This is a genomic window from Klebsiella oxytoca (assembly GCF_009707385.1).
Taxonomy (GTDB): Bacteria; Pseudomonadota; Gammaproteobacteria; order Enterobacterales; family Enterobacteriaceae; genus Klebsiella; species Klebsiella oxytoca_C.
Genome location: NZ_CP046115.1, coordinates 3,514,319 through 3,528,866, shown reverse-complemented (window position 1 = coordinate 3,528,866; position 14,548 = coordinate 3,514,319). Strand labels below are relative to the sequence as shown.

The 14,548-nt window shown below is 56.1% G+C and carries 15 protein-coding genes and 1 other annotated feature; of the genes, 5 read left to right on the top strand and 10 right to left on the bottom strand.

Going from position 1 to position 14,548, the window contains the following annotated elements:
- Positions 1-806: 806 nt before the first annotated feature.
- The 9 genes from hisIE to hisL all read right to left on the bottom strand — a co-directional run bounded on the left by hisIE (position 807) and on the right by hisL (position 8,043).
- Complete coding sequence (gene hisIE, locus GJ746_RS16505) at positions 807-1,403, bottom strand: bifunctional phosphoribosyl-AMP cyclohydrolase/phosphoribosyl-ATP diphosphatase HisIE (RefSeq protein WP_154681164.1); 597 nt, start codon at positions 1,401-1,403, stop codon at positions 807-809.
- A complete protein-coding gene (gene hisF, locus GJ746_RS16500) occupies positions 1,397-2,173 on the bottom strand; it encodes an imidazole glycerol phosphate synthase subunit HisF (RefSeq protein WP_154681163.1) in 777 nt (258 codons plus the stop codon). The genes hisIE and hisF overlap by 7 nt, the downstream gene beginning before the upstream one ends.
- Positions 2,155-2,892 (bottom strand): 1-(5-phosphoribosyl)-5-[(5-phosphoribosylamino)methylideneamino]imidazole-4-carboxamide isomerase, encoded by a 738-nt coding sequence (gene hisA, locus GJ746_RS16495; protein WP_154681162.1) that lies wholly within the window; start codon positions 2,890-2,892, stop codon positions 2,155-2,157. Before hisA ends, hisF begins: the two co-directional genes overlap by 19 nt.
- On the bottom strand, positions 2,892-3,482 hold the full coding sequence (gene hisH / locus GJ746_RS16490; protein WP_154681161.1) for an imidazole glycerol phosphate synthase subunit HisH: 591 nt from the start codon (positions 3,480-3,482) through the stop codon (positions 2,892-2,894). The genes hisA and hisH overlap by 1 nt, the downstream gene beginning before the upstream one ends.
- A complete protein-coding gene (gene hisB, locus GJ746_RS16485; RefSeq protein WP_154681160.1) occupies positions 3,482-4,549 on the bottom strand; it encodes a bifunctional histidinol-phosphatase/imidazoleglycerol-phosphate dehydratase HisB in 1,068 nt (355 codons plus the stop codon). Before hisB ends, hisH begins: the two co-directional genes overlap by 1 nt.
- Positions 4,546-5,607 (bottom strand): histidinol-phosphate transaminase, encoded by a 1,062-nt coding sequence (gene hisC, locus GJ746_RS16480; RefSeq protein ID WP_154681159.1) that lies wholly within the window; start codon positions 5,605-5,607, stop codon positions 4,546-4,548. The genes hisB and hisC overlap by 4 nt, the downstream gene beginning before the upstream one ends.
- Positions 5,604-6,908 carry a histidinol dehydrogenase gene (gene hisD / locus GJ746_RS16475; protein WP_154681158.1) on the bottom strand — a complete coding sequence of 435 codons (1,305 nt, stop codon included), beginning with the start codon at positions 6,906-6,908 and terminating at the stop codon, positions 5,604-5,606. The genes hisC and hisD overlap by 4 nt, the downstream gene beginning before the upstream one ends.
- A gap of 39 nt (positions 6,909-6,947) precedes the next feature.
- Positions 6,948-7,847, bottom strand: a complete 900-nt coding sequence (hisG, locus tag GJ746_RS16470) for an ATP phosphoribosyltransferase (RefSeq protein ID WP_154681157.1) — start codon at positions 7,845-7,847, stop codon at positions 6,948-6,950.
- 47 nt (positions 7,848-7,894) lie between these two features.
- Positions 7,895-8,017 (bottom strand) — a sequence feature (His leader region).
- Entirely contained in the window at positions 7,993-8,043 is a 51-nt protein-coding gene (gene hisL / locus GJ746_RS16465; protein ID WP_009654477.1) for a his operon leader peptide, read from the bottom strand. Its footprint overlaps the feature before it by 25 nt.
- 175 nt (positions 8,044-8,218) lie before the next feature.
- Here hisL and GJ746_RS16460 point away from each other — a divergent pair, with 175 nt between their 5' ends.
- From GJ746_RS16460 to GJ746_RS16445, 4 genes are all read left to right on the top strand, one after another.
- Entirely contained in the window at positions 8,219-9,043 is an 825-nt protein-coding gene (locus tag GJ746_RS16460; protein ID WP_154681156.1) for an SDR family oxidoreductase, read from the top strand.
- A 37-nt stretch (positions 9,044-9,080) separates the two neighbouring features.
- On the top strand, positions 9,081-9,971 hold the full coding sequence (locus tag GJ746_RS16455) for a LysR family transcriptional regulator (RefSeq protein ID WP_154681155.1): 891 nt from the start codon (positions 9,081-9,083) through the stop codon (positions 9,969-9,971).
- Between the two features lie 235 nt (positions 9,972-10,206).
- Complete coding sequence (yoeI, locus tag GJ746_RS25650; protein WP_096335043.1) at positions 10,207-10,269, top strand: membrane protein YoeI; 63 nt, start codon at positions 10,207-10,209, stop codon at positions 10,267-10,269.
- Positions 10,259-11,617 carry an APC family permease gene (locus tag GJ746_RS16445; protein ID WP_195908745.1) on the top strand — a complete coding sequence of 453 codons (1,359 nt, stop codon included), beginning with the start codon at positions 10,259-10,261 and terminating at the stop codon, positions 11,615-11,617. The genes yoeI and GJ746_RS16445 overlap by 11 nt, the downstream gene beginning before the upstream one ends.
- Positions 11,618-11,868: 251 nt before the next feature.
- Here the strand turns inward: GJ746_RS16445 and GJ746_RS16440 are convergent, their stop codons facing one another.
- Positions 11,869-12,180 carry an ArsR/SmtB family transcription factor gene (locus GJ746_RS16440; protein WP_154681152.1) on the bottom strand — a complete coding sequence of 104 codons (312 nt, stop codon included), beginning with the start codon at positions 12,178-12,180 and terminating at the stop codon, positions 11,869-11,871.
- Between the two features lie 239 nt (positions 12,181-12,419).
- Here GJ746_RS16440 and fusA point away from each other — a divergent pair, with 239 nt between their 5' ends.
- Entirely contained in the window at positions 12,420-14,522 is a 2,103-nt protein-coding gene (gene fusA, locus GJ746_RS16435) for an elongation factor G (protein ID WP_154681151.1), read from the top strand.
- Positions 14,523-14,548 lie beyond the last annotated feature (26 nt).

Genomic DNA, 14,548 nt, shown 5'->3' with positions numbered 1-14,548 from the left:
ACCTCAAAGTCCACAGGTTTCCAAACTCCTGTGATTCGGTTTAAAACCAGGCTAATACGAAATACATTTCAGGTAGCTTATTTTTTGCATTTTGAAAGCATAAATTTTTACGCTTTTCATGCCTACTGGATGATTCTTATTGCCAGCTGATTTATTCATAATAAAGTGTATTGAAAAAAAATAATATTTATCAACTAGATGCGCTTTTTTACACATCTCTAACATATCTTAACATTTTGTGCTCAAATTGAATTTTTTGAATGGGACTCTGAAAACCATGAATTTTTATGCATTTTTGATTAAACCTATTACTGCCTTGTATAAACGAAGGTGGGGGATTTTTTACGTGCTAGAATCTTAACCACAATATTCCTCTTACCGTACGTCGGGTTTAACTTCACCGTAAACGCTATAACAACTCATAATCATCATCTTCGCGTAAGGTGTCTTTGTTTTATAGATTTCATGGATTTGTGGTTCCCCCTGTGCCGCTGTGATTATATTCCTTTGTATGAACATTTCCAGTCTGCTGCGTGTTGTGAGGCGCTTTTTCTTGGACGTAAGTTACTTTAACTATTGCTATTTAGGATATCTTTTCTAGCATGAAAGAAAATGTATTTGGTATCAATCTTATATAGTCAACTGTCAGGGAGGGATGGGTTTTATAACCACAGCAAATGAATGACTTTTCTGGAGGGGGGAGGTTTAGTTAGCCCTCGTAAGTGAGGAAACCTGGTAACTCTATGATAGGGCGGTACGTTAGTTATACTGAGGCCCATGTTACTGGGCCCTGTAGCGTTAAAAGGCTAGTGTCTTGCTCTCAAGTTTTCAACTACTTCCGTTAAATTCAGCCCCTGGTCCTGCAGCAGCACCAGCAGGTGATAGATCAAATCCGACGCTTCATTCTTCAGCTCAAACTGGTCATGCACCGTCGCGGCCAGCGCGGTCTCAACGCCTTCTTCTCCCACCTTCTGCGCAATGCGCTTGGTGCCGCTAGCGTACAGCTTCGCGGTATAAGAGCTCTCCGGGTCAGCGTGCTTGCGTTCCGCCAGCAGTTGCTCCAGCTGATACAAGAACAGCCACTGGTGGCCGGTTTCGCCGAAGCAGCTCGATGTGCCTTTATGGCAGGTAGGGCCAATCGGATTGACTAGCGCCAGCAGGGTATCATTATCGCAATCCGGGGTGATACTCACCACGTTGAGGAAATTGCCCGACGTTTCTCCCTTGGTCCATAGACGCTGTTTGGTGCGGGAATAAAAGGTCACCTTGCCGGTTTCTTCGGTTTTCGCCAGCGCATCCTGGTTCATATAGCCCAGCATCAGCACTTCTCCGGAAACGGCGTGCTGCACGATGACCGGCATCAGTCCATCGGTTTTTTGCCAATCCAGCTGTTCACTTAACATACCCTAATCTCCACGCCCTGTGCTGCCAGGTACGTTTTCAGTTCACCAATATTGATAATTTGCTTGTGGAACACCGAGGCGGCCAGCGCGCCGTCGACGTTCGCGTCGCGGAAGGCTTCCAGGAAGTGTTCCATGGTCCCCGCGCCGCCGGATGCAATCAGCGGCACGTGGCACACGGCGCGCACCTTGCTTAATTGCTCAAGATCGTAGCCGTTACGCACGCCGTCCTGGTTCATCATGTTAAGGACGATTTCCCCGGCTCCGCGCTTCTGCACTTCCTGCACCCAGTCCAGCGTTTCCCACTGCGTCACCCGCGTGCGGCTCTCATCACCGGTATACTGGTTGACGTGATACTTACCGCTCCCGGCGTCAAACCAGGTATCAATGCCTACCACAATGCACTGCACCCCGAACCGATCGGCCAGGCGAGTAATCAGCGTCGGGTCCGCCAGGGCAGGGGAGTTAATGGAGATTTTATCCGCACCGAAAGAGAGAATCTGCGCCGCATCTTCCAGCGACTTAATGCCACCGGCGACGCAGAACGGAATGTCGATCACTTCCGCGACTCGCGACACCCAGCTTTTGTCCACCACGCGGCCATCGCTGGAGGCGGTGATATCGTAGAACACCAGCTCATCCGCGCCTTCGTCGGCATAGCGTTTTGCCAGCGGGACGATATCACCGATGATTTCGTGATTACGGAACTGCACGCCTTTCACTACCTGGCCGTCGCGAACGTCGAGACAGGGAATTATCCGTTTTGCCAGCATTGAATGGCCTCCGTTACGTTAAATTTACCTTCCAGCAAGGCGCGACCGACAATTACTCCACGTACTCCGGTACCGCGCAGCGCGGCGATATCATTGAGATCGCCAATGCCGCCGGAGGACTGAAACGCGACCTGCGGATAGCGGGCGCAGACTTCTTCATACAGTGAAACGTTAGACCCTGCGAGAGTCCCGTCACGGGAAATATCGGTGCACAGCACGTGCTGCAGGCCGACGGATTGATAGCTCTCCACCAGCTCTTCCAGCGTGACGCCGGAATTTTCCTGCCAGCCGCTGACCGCTACCTGTTTGTTGCCGTCTGCGTCAATGCGCACGTCGAGCGCCAGCACCAGATGCTGCGGACCAAACCGCTTAAACCAGCCTTTCACCACTTCCGGCGACTTCACCGCCGTCGAACCCACCACCACGCGCGCCACGCCCGCGTCAAGCAGGGCGGCCACGTCTTCTTCCGTCCGCACGCCGCCGCCAACCTGCACCGGTACGTTCACGCCGGCAACCAGCGTTTTCAGCAGTGGGATCTGACGCTTCGCCGGATCTTTAGCCCCGGTCAGATCGACCAGATGCAGCACTTCAGCCCCTTGCGCGGCATAGGATTGCAGACGCGGCAGCGGATCGTTACCGTAGTTGCGCTGCTGAGCGTAATCGCCCTGGTGGAGACGGACGACCGTGCCGTCAATTAAATCTAAAGCAGGAATGATCATCACATCTCCAGGAAGTTTTTCAGCAGCTGCGCCCCGGCGCTGCCGGAGCGTTCAGGGTGGAACTGGACGCCAAAGAAGTTATCTTTCTGCACCGCTGCGGTGAAGGCCTCGCCGTAGCTGCACTGAGCGATGGTGTTAACGTTGACCGGCATCGCGTAGCTGTGGACGAAGTAAAAATACGCCCCGTCTTCAATACCGCGAAACAGACGATCGCCCGCTTTAGCATAGACCCGGTTCCAGCCCATATGCGGCAGCGGCAGGCCGTGGTCGGCCATTTTCGGCACGTCCTGGTCGATAATGCCCAGTAAATCAACGCCGTTATTCTCTGCGCTGCGTTTTCCCAGCAGCTGCATGCCGAGACAAATGCCCAGCACCGGCTGGGTACAGGCTTTAATCAGCTCGATTAAATCGCGCTCGCGCAGCTGGTCCATTGCCGCCTGGGCCGTCCCTACGCCCGGCAGAAACAGCTTATCGGCGCGCAGCACCACATCCGGGTCGCGGCTGACCTGCGGCTCGTAGCCGTGGCGGCTCACCGCGGATTTAACCGAATTGAGGTTGGCGCAGCCGGTATCGAGGATCACCACGTTCATCACAGTACCCCTTTCGAAGACGGCAGCGTGTCGCCCTGGACGCGAATCGCCTGGCGCAGCGTACGGCCAAAAGCCTTGAACAGGCTCTCAACGCGGTGGTGGTCGTTCTTACCCTTGGTTTTCAGGTGCAGAGTGACCGCCATGGTGTAGGAGAGCGAACGGAAGAAGTGTTCGACCATCTCGGTGCTGAGGTCGCCGACGCGCTGATAGGTAAAGTCGGCTTTATATTCGAGATGCGGACGACCGGAGATATCCAGCGCGCAGCGGGCCAGACATTCATCCATCGGCAGCACAAAGCCGAAACGGCCAATACCGCGCTTGTCGCCGAGCGCCAGCTTCAGCGCTTCGCCCAGCGCCAGACCGGTATCTTCCACGGTGTGGTGATCGTCGATATACAGGTCGCCGCCGACGTTGACCTCAAGACGGAAGCCGCCGTGGGTAGCGATTTGGTCAAGCATATGATCGAAGAAGCCAACGCCGGTGGAGATTTTGCTACCGCCTTCGCGGTCCAGCCAGACCTTCACATCAACCTGGGTTTCTTTGGTGATGCGCTCAACGTGCGCGTAGCGGTCACGGCGGGTCAGCTGTTCGCAAATGGTCGGCCAGTCCAGCTTTTCACGGTCATAGCGCAGGCCGGTAATGCCCATATTATCCGCCAGCTGGATGTCGGTCGCGCGGTCACCAATCACGTAGCTGTGGGCGGTATCCATCACCCCTTGCTCCAGCCACGGCAGCACCAGCCTGGTTTTCGGCTTGCGGCAGTCGCAGTTATCCGTCGGCATATGCGGGCAAATCAGCACCTCGTCAAAGTTGACGCCCTGCGAGGAGAAAATCTGCATCATCAGGTTGTGCGGACCGTCAAACTCGTCCTGCGGCAGGCTGGAGGTTCCCAGACCGTCCTGATTGGTGATCATCACCAGCCTGTAGCCTTCCTGCTGCAGCTTCAGCAGGGCCGGGATCACCTGCGGCTCAAAGGCCAGCTTATCGAAGCGGTCTACCTGAAAATCAACCGGTGGCTCGGAAATCAGCGTACCGTCACGGTCAATAAAGAGAAACTTCTGGGTCATACATTCTCCGCAGTCAAAGCGTCAATGACGCGCTGGCTCTCTGCGCGGGTACCGATAGTGATACGCAAACAGCCGCTTAATGAAGGTTGTTTATTCTGGTCACGCAAGATAATGCCCTGATCCCACAAAGATTTAAACACCGCGCTGGAGGCGGTGATTCGCGCCAGAACGTAGTTGGTCTCGGAATCGAATACTTCTTCAACGCAGGCAATGCTGCGCAGTTGGTTCACCAGATAATCGCGCTCGTCGAGGATCTGCGCCACGCGGGCGCGCATGGCGGCAATCCCTTCCGCGCTCAGCGCCTGGGTGGCGATATCGGCAACCGGGGTAGAAAGCGGGTAAGGGGCGATAACCTTCAGCAACACGTTAATCACCTCGGCGTTGGCGAGGGTAAAACCGCAGCGCAGTCCGGCCAGCGCGAACGCTTTGGACAGGGTACGCAAAACCACCAGGTGCGGATATTCGTTCAGCCAGGCTGCCAGCGTCGCCTGCGGACAGAACTCAATATAGGCTTCATCCGCCACTACGATGGCTTTACCGCGCGCCATTTCCAGCAGAGAACGGAAATCTTTCGGGTTGATGATCTGTCCGGTGGGGTTATTCGGGCTGCAGACGAAAACCACTTTAACGCTGTCAAGATTGGCGGCGATACCAGGTAGGTCCAGCTGCCAGTCGGCAAGCGTTGGCACCGTGCGGCAGGTTACGCCGATGGTCTCGGCGCTGACGCTGTACATACCATAGGTTGGCGGGCAGTAAAGCACTGCATCCTGACCCGGTTCGCAAAAAGCGCGGATCAGCAGTTCGATGCCTTCATCGGCGCCGCGGCTGACCAGCACCTGCTCCGGTTTGACTCCGGCATACTGCGCATAGCGTTCAATGACCGCTTTCGGCTGCGGTTCCGGATAGCGGTTCAGCGTATGCTCGGTCAGCTGGAACTCTACTGCCGTCGGGAATTCGTTAGCGTTCAGCCAGACATCGCCTTTGCCGCCCAGACGGCGAGCAGACTGATACGGCGTCAGCGCGCGGACGTTGGCGCGGGCTAAATCTTCGATGCTCATGCTTGCTCCTTAAGGGCTGCGACGCGCAGCGTAACGGCGTTTTTATGGGCGTCCAGGCGCTCGGCGGCGGCCAGAATCTCAATCGTTGAGGCGAGGGCGGCAAAACCTTCGCGCGACAGCTCCTGCACGGTCATGCGTTTCTGGAAATCCGCCAGGCCGAGGCTGGAGCAGGTCGCGGTGTAGCCGTAGGTCGGCAGCACGTGGTTGGTTCCGGAGGCGTAATCGCCTGCGGATTCCGGCGACCAGTCGCCGAGGAACACCGAACCGGCGCTGGTGATGCCATCGACCAGCTCGCGGGCGTTACGGGTCTGGATAATCAGGTGCTCCGGACCGTACTGGTTGGAAATTTCTACGCACTGGGCGATATCGCGGGCGACGATAATCCGGCTGGCGGAGAGCGCTTCGCGCGCCGTTTCCGCACGCGGCAGCGCGGACAGCTGGCGCTCAACGGCTTCGGCGACGCGGTTTGCCATATCGCTATCCGGCGTCAGCAGGATCACCTGAGAATCCGGTCCGTGCTCCGCCTGGGAGAGCAGGTCAGAGGCGACGAAATCCGGGGTAGCGCCGCTATCGGCAATCACCAGCACTTCCGAGGGCCCGGCGGGCATATCAATCGCCGCGCCGTCCAGGCGCTGGCTGACCTGGCGCTTGGCTTCTGTCACGAAGGCGTTGCCAGGGCCAAAGATTTTATCGACTTTTGTTACCGATTCGGTGCCGAACGCCAGGGCGGCAATCGCCTGTGCGCCGCCGACGTTAAAGATATTGCGCACGCCGCACAGCTGAGCGGCGTAGAGGATTTCATCGGCAATCGGCGGCGGCGAGCACAGTACTACCTGCCGGCAGCCCGCGATGCGCGCCGGCGTAGCGAGCATCAGTACCGTAGAGAAGAGCGGCGCAGAGCCGCCGGGAATATATAAACCAACGGAGGCGATAGGGCGGGTCACCTGCTGGCAGCGCACGCCCGGCAGGGTTTCCACATCTACGGCCTGCAGCCGCTGCGCGTTGTGAAAGGTTTCGATATTTTTAACCGCTACGGCCATCGCCTGCTTGAGCTCATCGCTCAGGCGCGCGCCGGCGGCGGCAATCTCTTCGTCAGTGACTTTGAGCGTCCTGACGTCGGTTTTGTCGAACTTCGCGCTGTACTCGCGCAGGGCCGCATCGCCGTTATTTTTCACATTATTGAGGATCTCCGCCACCGTCTTGCTGATGCTATCGGAGGCGGAAATTGCCGGGCGCATTAATAGTTGTTGCTGTTGTTCTGCGCTACAGCCGTTCCAGTCGATGATTGTGTTGAAGCTCATGGTCGTTTCCCCTGTTTGTCCCGTAACCGAACCGCCGGATTACTCCATCATCTTTTCAATTGGCAGCACCAGAATGGAGCTGGCGCCCAGCGCTTTCAGTTTTTCCATCGTTTCCCAGAACAGGGTTTCGCTACTTACCATATGCATCGCCACGCGCTGCTTGTCGCCAGCCAGCGGCAGAATGGTCGGACGCTCGGCGCCCGGCAGCAGTGCAATGACCTCTTCCAGACGCTCGGTCGGCGCGTGCATCATGATGTATTTCGATTCGCGGGCCTGAATCACGCCCTGAATACGGGTCAGCAGGCGGTCAATGAGCTGCTGTTTGGCTTCAGCCATCTCGCCGTCGCGCTGAATCAGGCAGGCTTTGGAGCGAAACATGACTTCAACTTCGCGCAGACCGTTCGCTTCAAGGGTTGCGCCGGTGGAGACCAGGTCGCAAATCGCATCGGCCAGACCAGCGCGCGGGGCAACTTCAACCGAGCCGTTCAGCAGGCAGGATTTGAACGAAATGCCTTTTTGGTCAAGGTAACGCTTCAGCAGGTGCGGGTAGGAAGTGGCGATACGCTTGCCGTCCAGCGCCGCCGGGCCGTCCCAGATTTCATCCGCCGGAGTCGCCAGCGACAGGCGGCAGCCGCCGAAGTCGAGCCGGCGCAGGGTGAAGTAGCGAGGATCTTCGCCCTGAGCGCGGCGGCTCAGCAGCTCTTCTTCCAGCACGTTTTCGCCGATAATCCCCAAATCGACCACGCCATCCATGATAAGGCCCGGAATATCGTCATCACGCACGCGCAGAATATCAATGGGCATATTCTCCGCCATCGCAATCAGGCGCTGAGTGTGTAAATTCACTTTGATGCCGCAGCGGCTGAGTAATTCGCGTGAATCTTCACTTAAACGCCCTGATTTCTGAATAGCTATGCGTAAACGGCTGTTGTCTAACATTCTTATTTTCCTCTGTAACCCTGTATGAATCTGTCCGAATCTGGTCCAAAAAAAAGCCCCCGGAAGTGAATCTTCCGGGGGCTCTCTTTGCGTTCATGCACCACTGGAAGATCCAAACGTCTTCCAGCACACATCGCCTGAAAGACTAGTCAGGATGATGGTGATGGTGGTGGTTTTTAAATTGAACGCTGTTCATAAAATTCTCTGTGAATGACTATGCATTTGATGTCTTTTAACCTAAACCACTTTACTCGCATAAAGCAAGGGCTTTTTTCTATCATTAATTCATTTCATATTGACCGAAGAAATTGTCAGTTGCCGCCTGCTGGCGTAGCCTTAAGCCAGCACAGCGAAAAGTCAGGAGCAAGGGGATGAAAAAGGTCGCAATTGTGGGTTTAGGATGGCTGGGTATGCCACTTGCGCTGTCGTTGATGTCGCGTGGATGGCAGGTGACCGGCAGTAAGACCACGCAAGATGGCGTGGAGGCGGCGCGGATGTGCGGTCTTGACACCTACCCGCTTCGTCTGGAGCCGCAGCTGGTCTGCGACGCAGAGGATCTGGATGCATTAATGAACGTCGACGCGCTGGTTATTACTTTACCGGCCCGGCGGACCGGCCCGGGAGAGGATTTTTACCTGCAGGCGGTTCAGGAAATCGTCGATACCGCGCTGGCGCATCACGTGCCGCGTATCATATTTACCAGCTCAACGTCCGTTTATGGTAACGCCAGCGGTACGCTGAAAGAGAGCTCGCCGCGCAACCCGCAAACCGCCAGTGGACGAGTACTGAAAGAGCTGGAGGACTGGCTGCATCATCTTCCGGGTACCTCGGTAGATATTCTACGCCTTGCCGGGCTGGTGGGGCCGTCCCGTCATCCGGGACGCTTCTTTGCCGGAAAATCCGCCCCGGATGGCCAGCATGGCGTCAATCTGGTGCATCTTCAGGATGTGATTGCCGCAATTGAGCTGTTATTGCAGGCTCCGAAGGGCGGACACATCTATAATATATGTGCGCCTGAGCATCCCGCGCGCGGCGTCTTTTACCCGCTAATGGCTCGTGAACTTGGGCTGCCTGTGCCCGTGTTCTCAGAAAATCCGGAGAACGGTAGCGGCAAGATTATTGATGGCAACCGTATTTGCAACGAACTGGGGTTTGAATACCAATACCCCGACCCGCTGGTGATGCCGATGGAGTAATCCGCCAGCGGTGAATCGCGTACCGAAAGGGGGGGCGATGAAACCACTGCTGGATGTGCTCGTCATTCTTGATGCCCTCGATAAAGAGGGCAGTTTTGCCGCCGCCTCGGCAAAGCTCTATAAAACGCCGTCGGCGCTAAGCTATACCATTCATAAGCTGGAAAGCGATCTCAATATTCAACTTCTTGACCGCAGCGGCCACCGGGCGCGCTTTACCCGTACCGGGCAAATGCTGCTGGAAAAGGGGCGCGACGTGCTGCATACCGCCCGTGAGCTGGAAAAACAGGCCGTTAAGCTGCATCAGGGTTGGGAAAATGTACTGATCCTGAACGTTGATAGCACTTTTCCGTTCTATTTGCTGCCTCCGCTGATTGCGGCGTTTTATCAACGGCATCAGGCCACCCGACTCGAATTCCGCCAGGATACTGTTTATGGAAACTGGCAGGCGCTGGTGGAAGGACGAACGGACTTTATGCTCGGCGTACTGAGCGACCCTCCGGCCTTAAGCGGTTACGGTTTTATTCTTCTGGGAGAGCTGGCGAAGGTGTTTGTTGTTGCGCCACAGCATCCGCTTGCGCAAAGTACTGAACCGCTGGGCTGGCGGACTTTACGGCGTCATCGTGTGGTTATGACCGGTGGCCCGTGGTTATTGGCTGAGCACCAGGACAGCCTGATAGTAGATGATGTTCCAAACCAGCTGATGTTGCTTTGCGCCGGTCTGGGGTGGGGCTATCTACCGCTATTTCAGGCGCAGCCGTTCTTAGCGCGCGGTGAGTTAAAGAGACTGACAACCACCGTACCCGAACCGGTAAATCGCGCATGGATTGGCTGGAAAGAAGAGGTTTGCGGACAGGCGGTAGAGTGGTGGCGAAACGAGATATTAGCAAATAGTGCTATCCATCAGGTCTATCATACTAAAATAGTATGAATATTAAGCTGTTAGAGAAATGCTGTGATTATTAAGCCTTGCGACATCTTGTCATCGTGCCAGTAGTTGTTGCAAAATACGCGTCCTGAAAATCAGAAACTGGCCGACGCTTTTTTAAAGTGTCGGTTATTTTTTTGGTTGAAAGACACATCATTCAATACCAAGAGGCCGGGCTTCGTACCGGATAGATATTTACTAAAAACCGACAGTGTTTGTCGCTGAGGAATACAAAGAAATGGGGCAATTTTTTGCTTACGCGCTGGCGTTCACCGTAAAAGGGGATAACTATGTCGCATAACGCTACTCCAAAAACCTCTCGCGTGGAATTACGTAAAACGCTTACGTTAATTCCGGTTGTTATGATGGGCCTGGCCTATATGCAGCCGATGACGCTGTTCGATACGTTTGGTATCGTCTCTGGATTGACTGATGGTCATGTTGCGACGGCCTACGCCTTCGCGCTGATCGCCATTCTTTTCACGGCACTGAGCTACGGTAAACTGGTTCGCCGTTTCCCGTCGGCGGGTTCCGCCTATACCTACGCGCAGAAATCTATTAGCCCGGCCGTTGGCTTTATGGTTGGCTGGTCATCGCTGCTGGACTACCTGTTCATGCCGATGATCAACATTCTGCTGGCGAAAATTTACTTTGAAGCGCTGGTTCCTTCAATGCCATCGTGGATCTTCGTTGTCGCGCTGGTGGCCTTTATGACCATCTCTAACCTGCGCAGCATCAAGACCGTGGCGAACTTCAACACCCTGATCGTTATCCTGCAGATGGGTATTGTAGCGGTGATTGTTGGCCTGATTATCTATGGCGTTATGCACGGCGAAGGTGCCGGCACGCTGACCAGCACCCGTCCGTTCTGGTCTGAAGGCGCGCACGTGGTGCCGATGATTACCGGCGCGACTATCCTGTGCTTCTCGTTCCTCGGCTTTGATGGTATCTCTTCGCTGTCTGAAGAGACCAAAGACGCAGAGCGCGTGATTCCGAAGGCGATTTTCCTGACTGCCCTGATTGGCGGCCTGATCTTTATCGGCGCTTCCTACTTCCTGCAGCTGTATTTCCCGGACATCTCGCGCTTTAAAGATCCGGACGCATCGCAGCCTGAAATCATGCTGTACGTGGCGGGTAAAACCTTCCAGTGGGGCGTGCTGATTTTCTCCAGCGTTACCGTACTGGCATCCGGCATGGCCGCACATGCGGGCGTTTCCCGTCTGATGTACGTGATGGGCCGCGATGGCGTATTCCCGACCCGTTTCTTCGGCTACGTTCATCCGAAATGGCGTACTCCGGCATGGAACGTACTGCTGGTTGGCGCGATTGCTCTGCTGGCGATTAAATTCGACCTCGTCACGGCAACGGCGCTGATTAACTTCGGTGCGCTGGTGGCGTTCACCTTCGTTAACCTGTCGGTGATCTCCCAGTTCTGGATCCGTGAAAAACGCAACAAGACGCTGAAAGACCACATCAACTACCTGATTCTGCCGGTATGCGGCGCGCTGACCGTTGGCGCGCTGTGGATTAACCTGGAAGAGAGCTCAATGGTTCTCGGCCTGATCTGGGGCGGTATTGGTCTGGTGTACTTGGCCTGCGTGACCAAAAGCTTCCGCAACCCGGTACCGCAGTACGAAGACGTTGCCTAATCACACTGAGTGATAAAAAAGCCGGAGGGAAACCTCCGGCTTTTTTGTATCTGGGGGATGTCGGTCTTCCCGGCTCGCGCTACGCTAAGCCGGGCTACAGGTTCACCGCTGCCCACGGTCTGGCGGCCCGGGTAAGGCGTGTACGCCGCAACCCGGGATTCCCACGCACGAGTTCCTGTGGTTTTGGCGGCCGGCAGCCCGAACAGATGCGCAGCATCACCTCCGGGAGATTCGGCAGAAATGTGGACGATTTACTTCTCTTGCTGCATCACCTTAAGCAGCGTATCCAGCAGGCCGGGAAAGCGCGCGTTCAAATCCTCCCGGCGCAGCGAAATCAAATTCTCCCGGCCCTGCGGCCGCTGCCAGATAACGCCGCTGTCGCGCAGAACGCGCCAGTGGTGGGTCATGGTCGACTTCGCTACATCTTCATGACGCAGGGCGTTACAGCTCTGTTCGCTGCCGTCGGCAAGGATGCGAATAATCTCTAGCCGTAGCGGGTTACCGAGGGCGAAAAGCACGTTTTCAAGGCGAATTTGTTCACGTTCGGGGTGATTGGCGATCATAATATTCCTGTATCGACGGTTGCGCAGATCTACGGGCAGCCGCCCGTATCGGCTGGCTGGCCGGTAATATACCCAAACTGCTTTTCTAAAGCCACGCGCGCTGTCGCAGCCTCACCAATAGCAACGATAGTAAAAATAGTTCGAATATACTCGTACAGTTGTACTATGATAGATGCCGTTATATCAACAGCGGCTCATTCCGGCCGTTTACTGACAGTCAAAATGACTAAGGACGCATCATGCCCCGACCCATTCCCCTCGAACGTTATCGCAACATCGGTATCTCCGCGCATATCGATGCCGGCAAAACCACCACCACCGAGCGCATCCTGTTTTACACCGGGATGAGCCATAAGCTGGGGGAAGTACACGATGGCGCGGCAACCACCGACTGGATGGCGCAGGAGCAGGAACGCGGGATAACCATTACGTCTGCGGCGGTGAGCTGCTTCTGGCCCGGCATGGACCACAGCTTCGAGCCGCATCGGATTAACATCATCGACACGCCCGGGCACGTGGATTTCACCATTGAGGTGGAACGATCCATGCGCGTACTGGACGGCGCGGTCATGGTGTACGACTCCGTCGGCGGGGTACAGCCGCAGTCGGAAACCGTCTGGCGTCAGGCGAATAAATACCACGTTCCGCGGCTGGCCTTTGTGAACAAGATGGACCGCCCCGGCGCGGATTATTTCCGCGTCGTGCAGATGATGGTCGATCGGCTGAAGGCTAATCCGGTCCCAATTGTTATTCCTGTCGGCGCCGAAGAGCACTTCACCGGCGTGGTGGATCTCATTAAGATGCGCGCCATCTTGTGGGATGACGCTACCCAGGGGATGACCTTCAGCTATGGCCCGGTGCCTGACGAGCTTCTGGATACCGCCAGACTGTGGCGAGAGAAGATGGTCTCGGCGGCGGCGGAAGCCAGCGAAGCACTCATGGACAAGTACCTCGAAACCGGTGATTTAAGCGAGGCGGAAATCGTTGCCGGGCTGCGCCAGCGCACCGTGAAGGGGGAAATCCAGGCGGTACTGTGCGGCAGTGCGTTTAAAAACAAAGGCGTGCAGCGGATGCTCGATGCGGTTGTCGAGCTGATGCCGTCACCGCTCGATATTCCGGCGATTCAGGGTGTGGATGACAAAGAGCAGCCTGCTGAACGTCACCCGAGCGACGATGAGCCGTTCTCGGCGCTGGCCTTCAAGCTGATGACCGATCCCTACGTCGGACAGCTGACCTTTATCCGCGTCTATTCCGGGACGTTAAAAAAAGGCGATGCGGTGTGGAACCCGGTAAAAGGTAAGAAAGAGCGCATCGGACGCATCGTGCTGATGCAGGCCAACGATCGCCATGAAGTGGATGAACTGCATGCCGGGGATATTGCCGCCTGCGTCGGCCTGAAGGATGTCACCACCGGCGACACGCTGTGCGATCCGGATGCGGTGATTACTCTTGAACGGATGGAGTTTCCGGAGCCGGTGATTTCGCTGGCGATAGAACCGAAAACCAAAGCCGATCAGGAGAAAATGGGCATCGCCCTGCAGCGTCTGGCGGCGGAAGATCCGTCGTTTCGTCTGCATACTGACGAGGAGTCCGGGCAGACGATCATTTCCGGGATGGGCGAGCTGCATCTGGAGATTATCGTCGACCGCATGAAGCGTGAGTTTGGCGTCGAGGCGAATATCGGCCGTCCGCAGGTGACTTATCGCGAAACGATCCGCAAGACGGTCAAAGAGGTGGAAGGCAAGTTTGTTCGCCAGTCCGGCGGTAAAGGGCAATACGGTCACGTGGTGCTGACCCTTGAGCCGCTGGAGCCGGGAAGCGGTTTTGTTTTTGAAGACGCGACCAAAGGCGGCGTGGTGCCGCGCGAGTACATCCCTTCAGTAGAAAAAGGGCTGCGCGAAGCGATGGGCACTGGCGTGCTGGCGGGGTATCCGGTGGTGGATATTAAGGCGATCCTGACGTTTGGTTCGTATCACGACGTTGACTCCTCGGAGATGGCTTTCCGCATGGCGGCGATATTCGGCTTCAAGGAAGGGGCGCGCAGAGCGGATCCGGTGATCCTTGAACCGGTGATGCATGTGGAGGTGGAAACGCCGGAAGAGTACGCCGGTAACATCATGGGCGATCTCTCTTCCCGCCGCGGGATGGTGCAGGGGATGGAAGAGCGGTTCGGCAGCCAGATTATCCGCGCCGACGTGCCGCTGGCCGAAATGTTTGGCTATTCCACCACGCTGCGTTCGATGTCTCAGGGCCGGGCGACCTACAGTATGGAGTTTCACCACTACGCGGAAGCCCCGCGCAACGTGGCGGAGGCGATTATCGCCAGCCGCGCTAAAGGCTAAACAACGTTCCCGGGTCGCGACGCGAT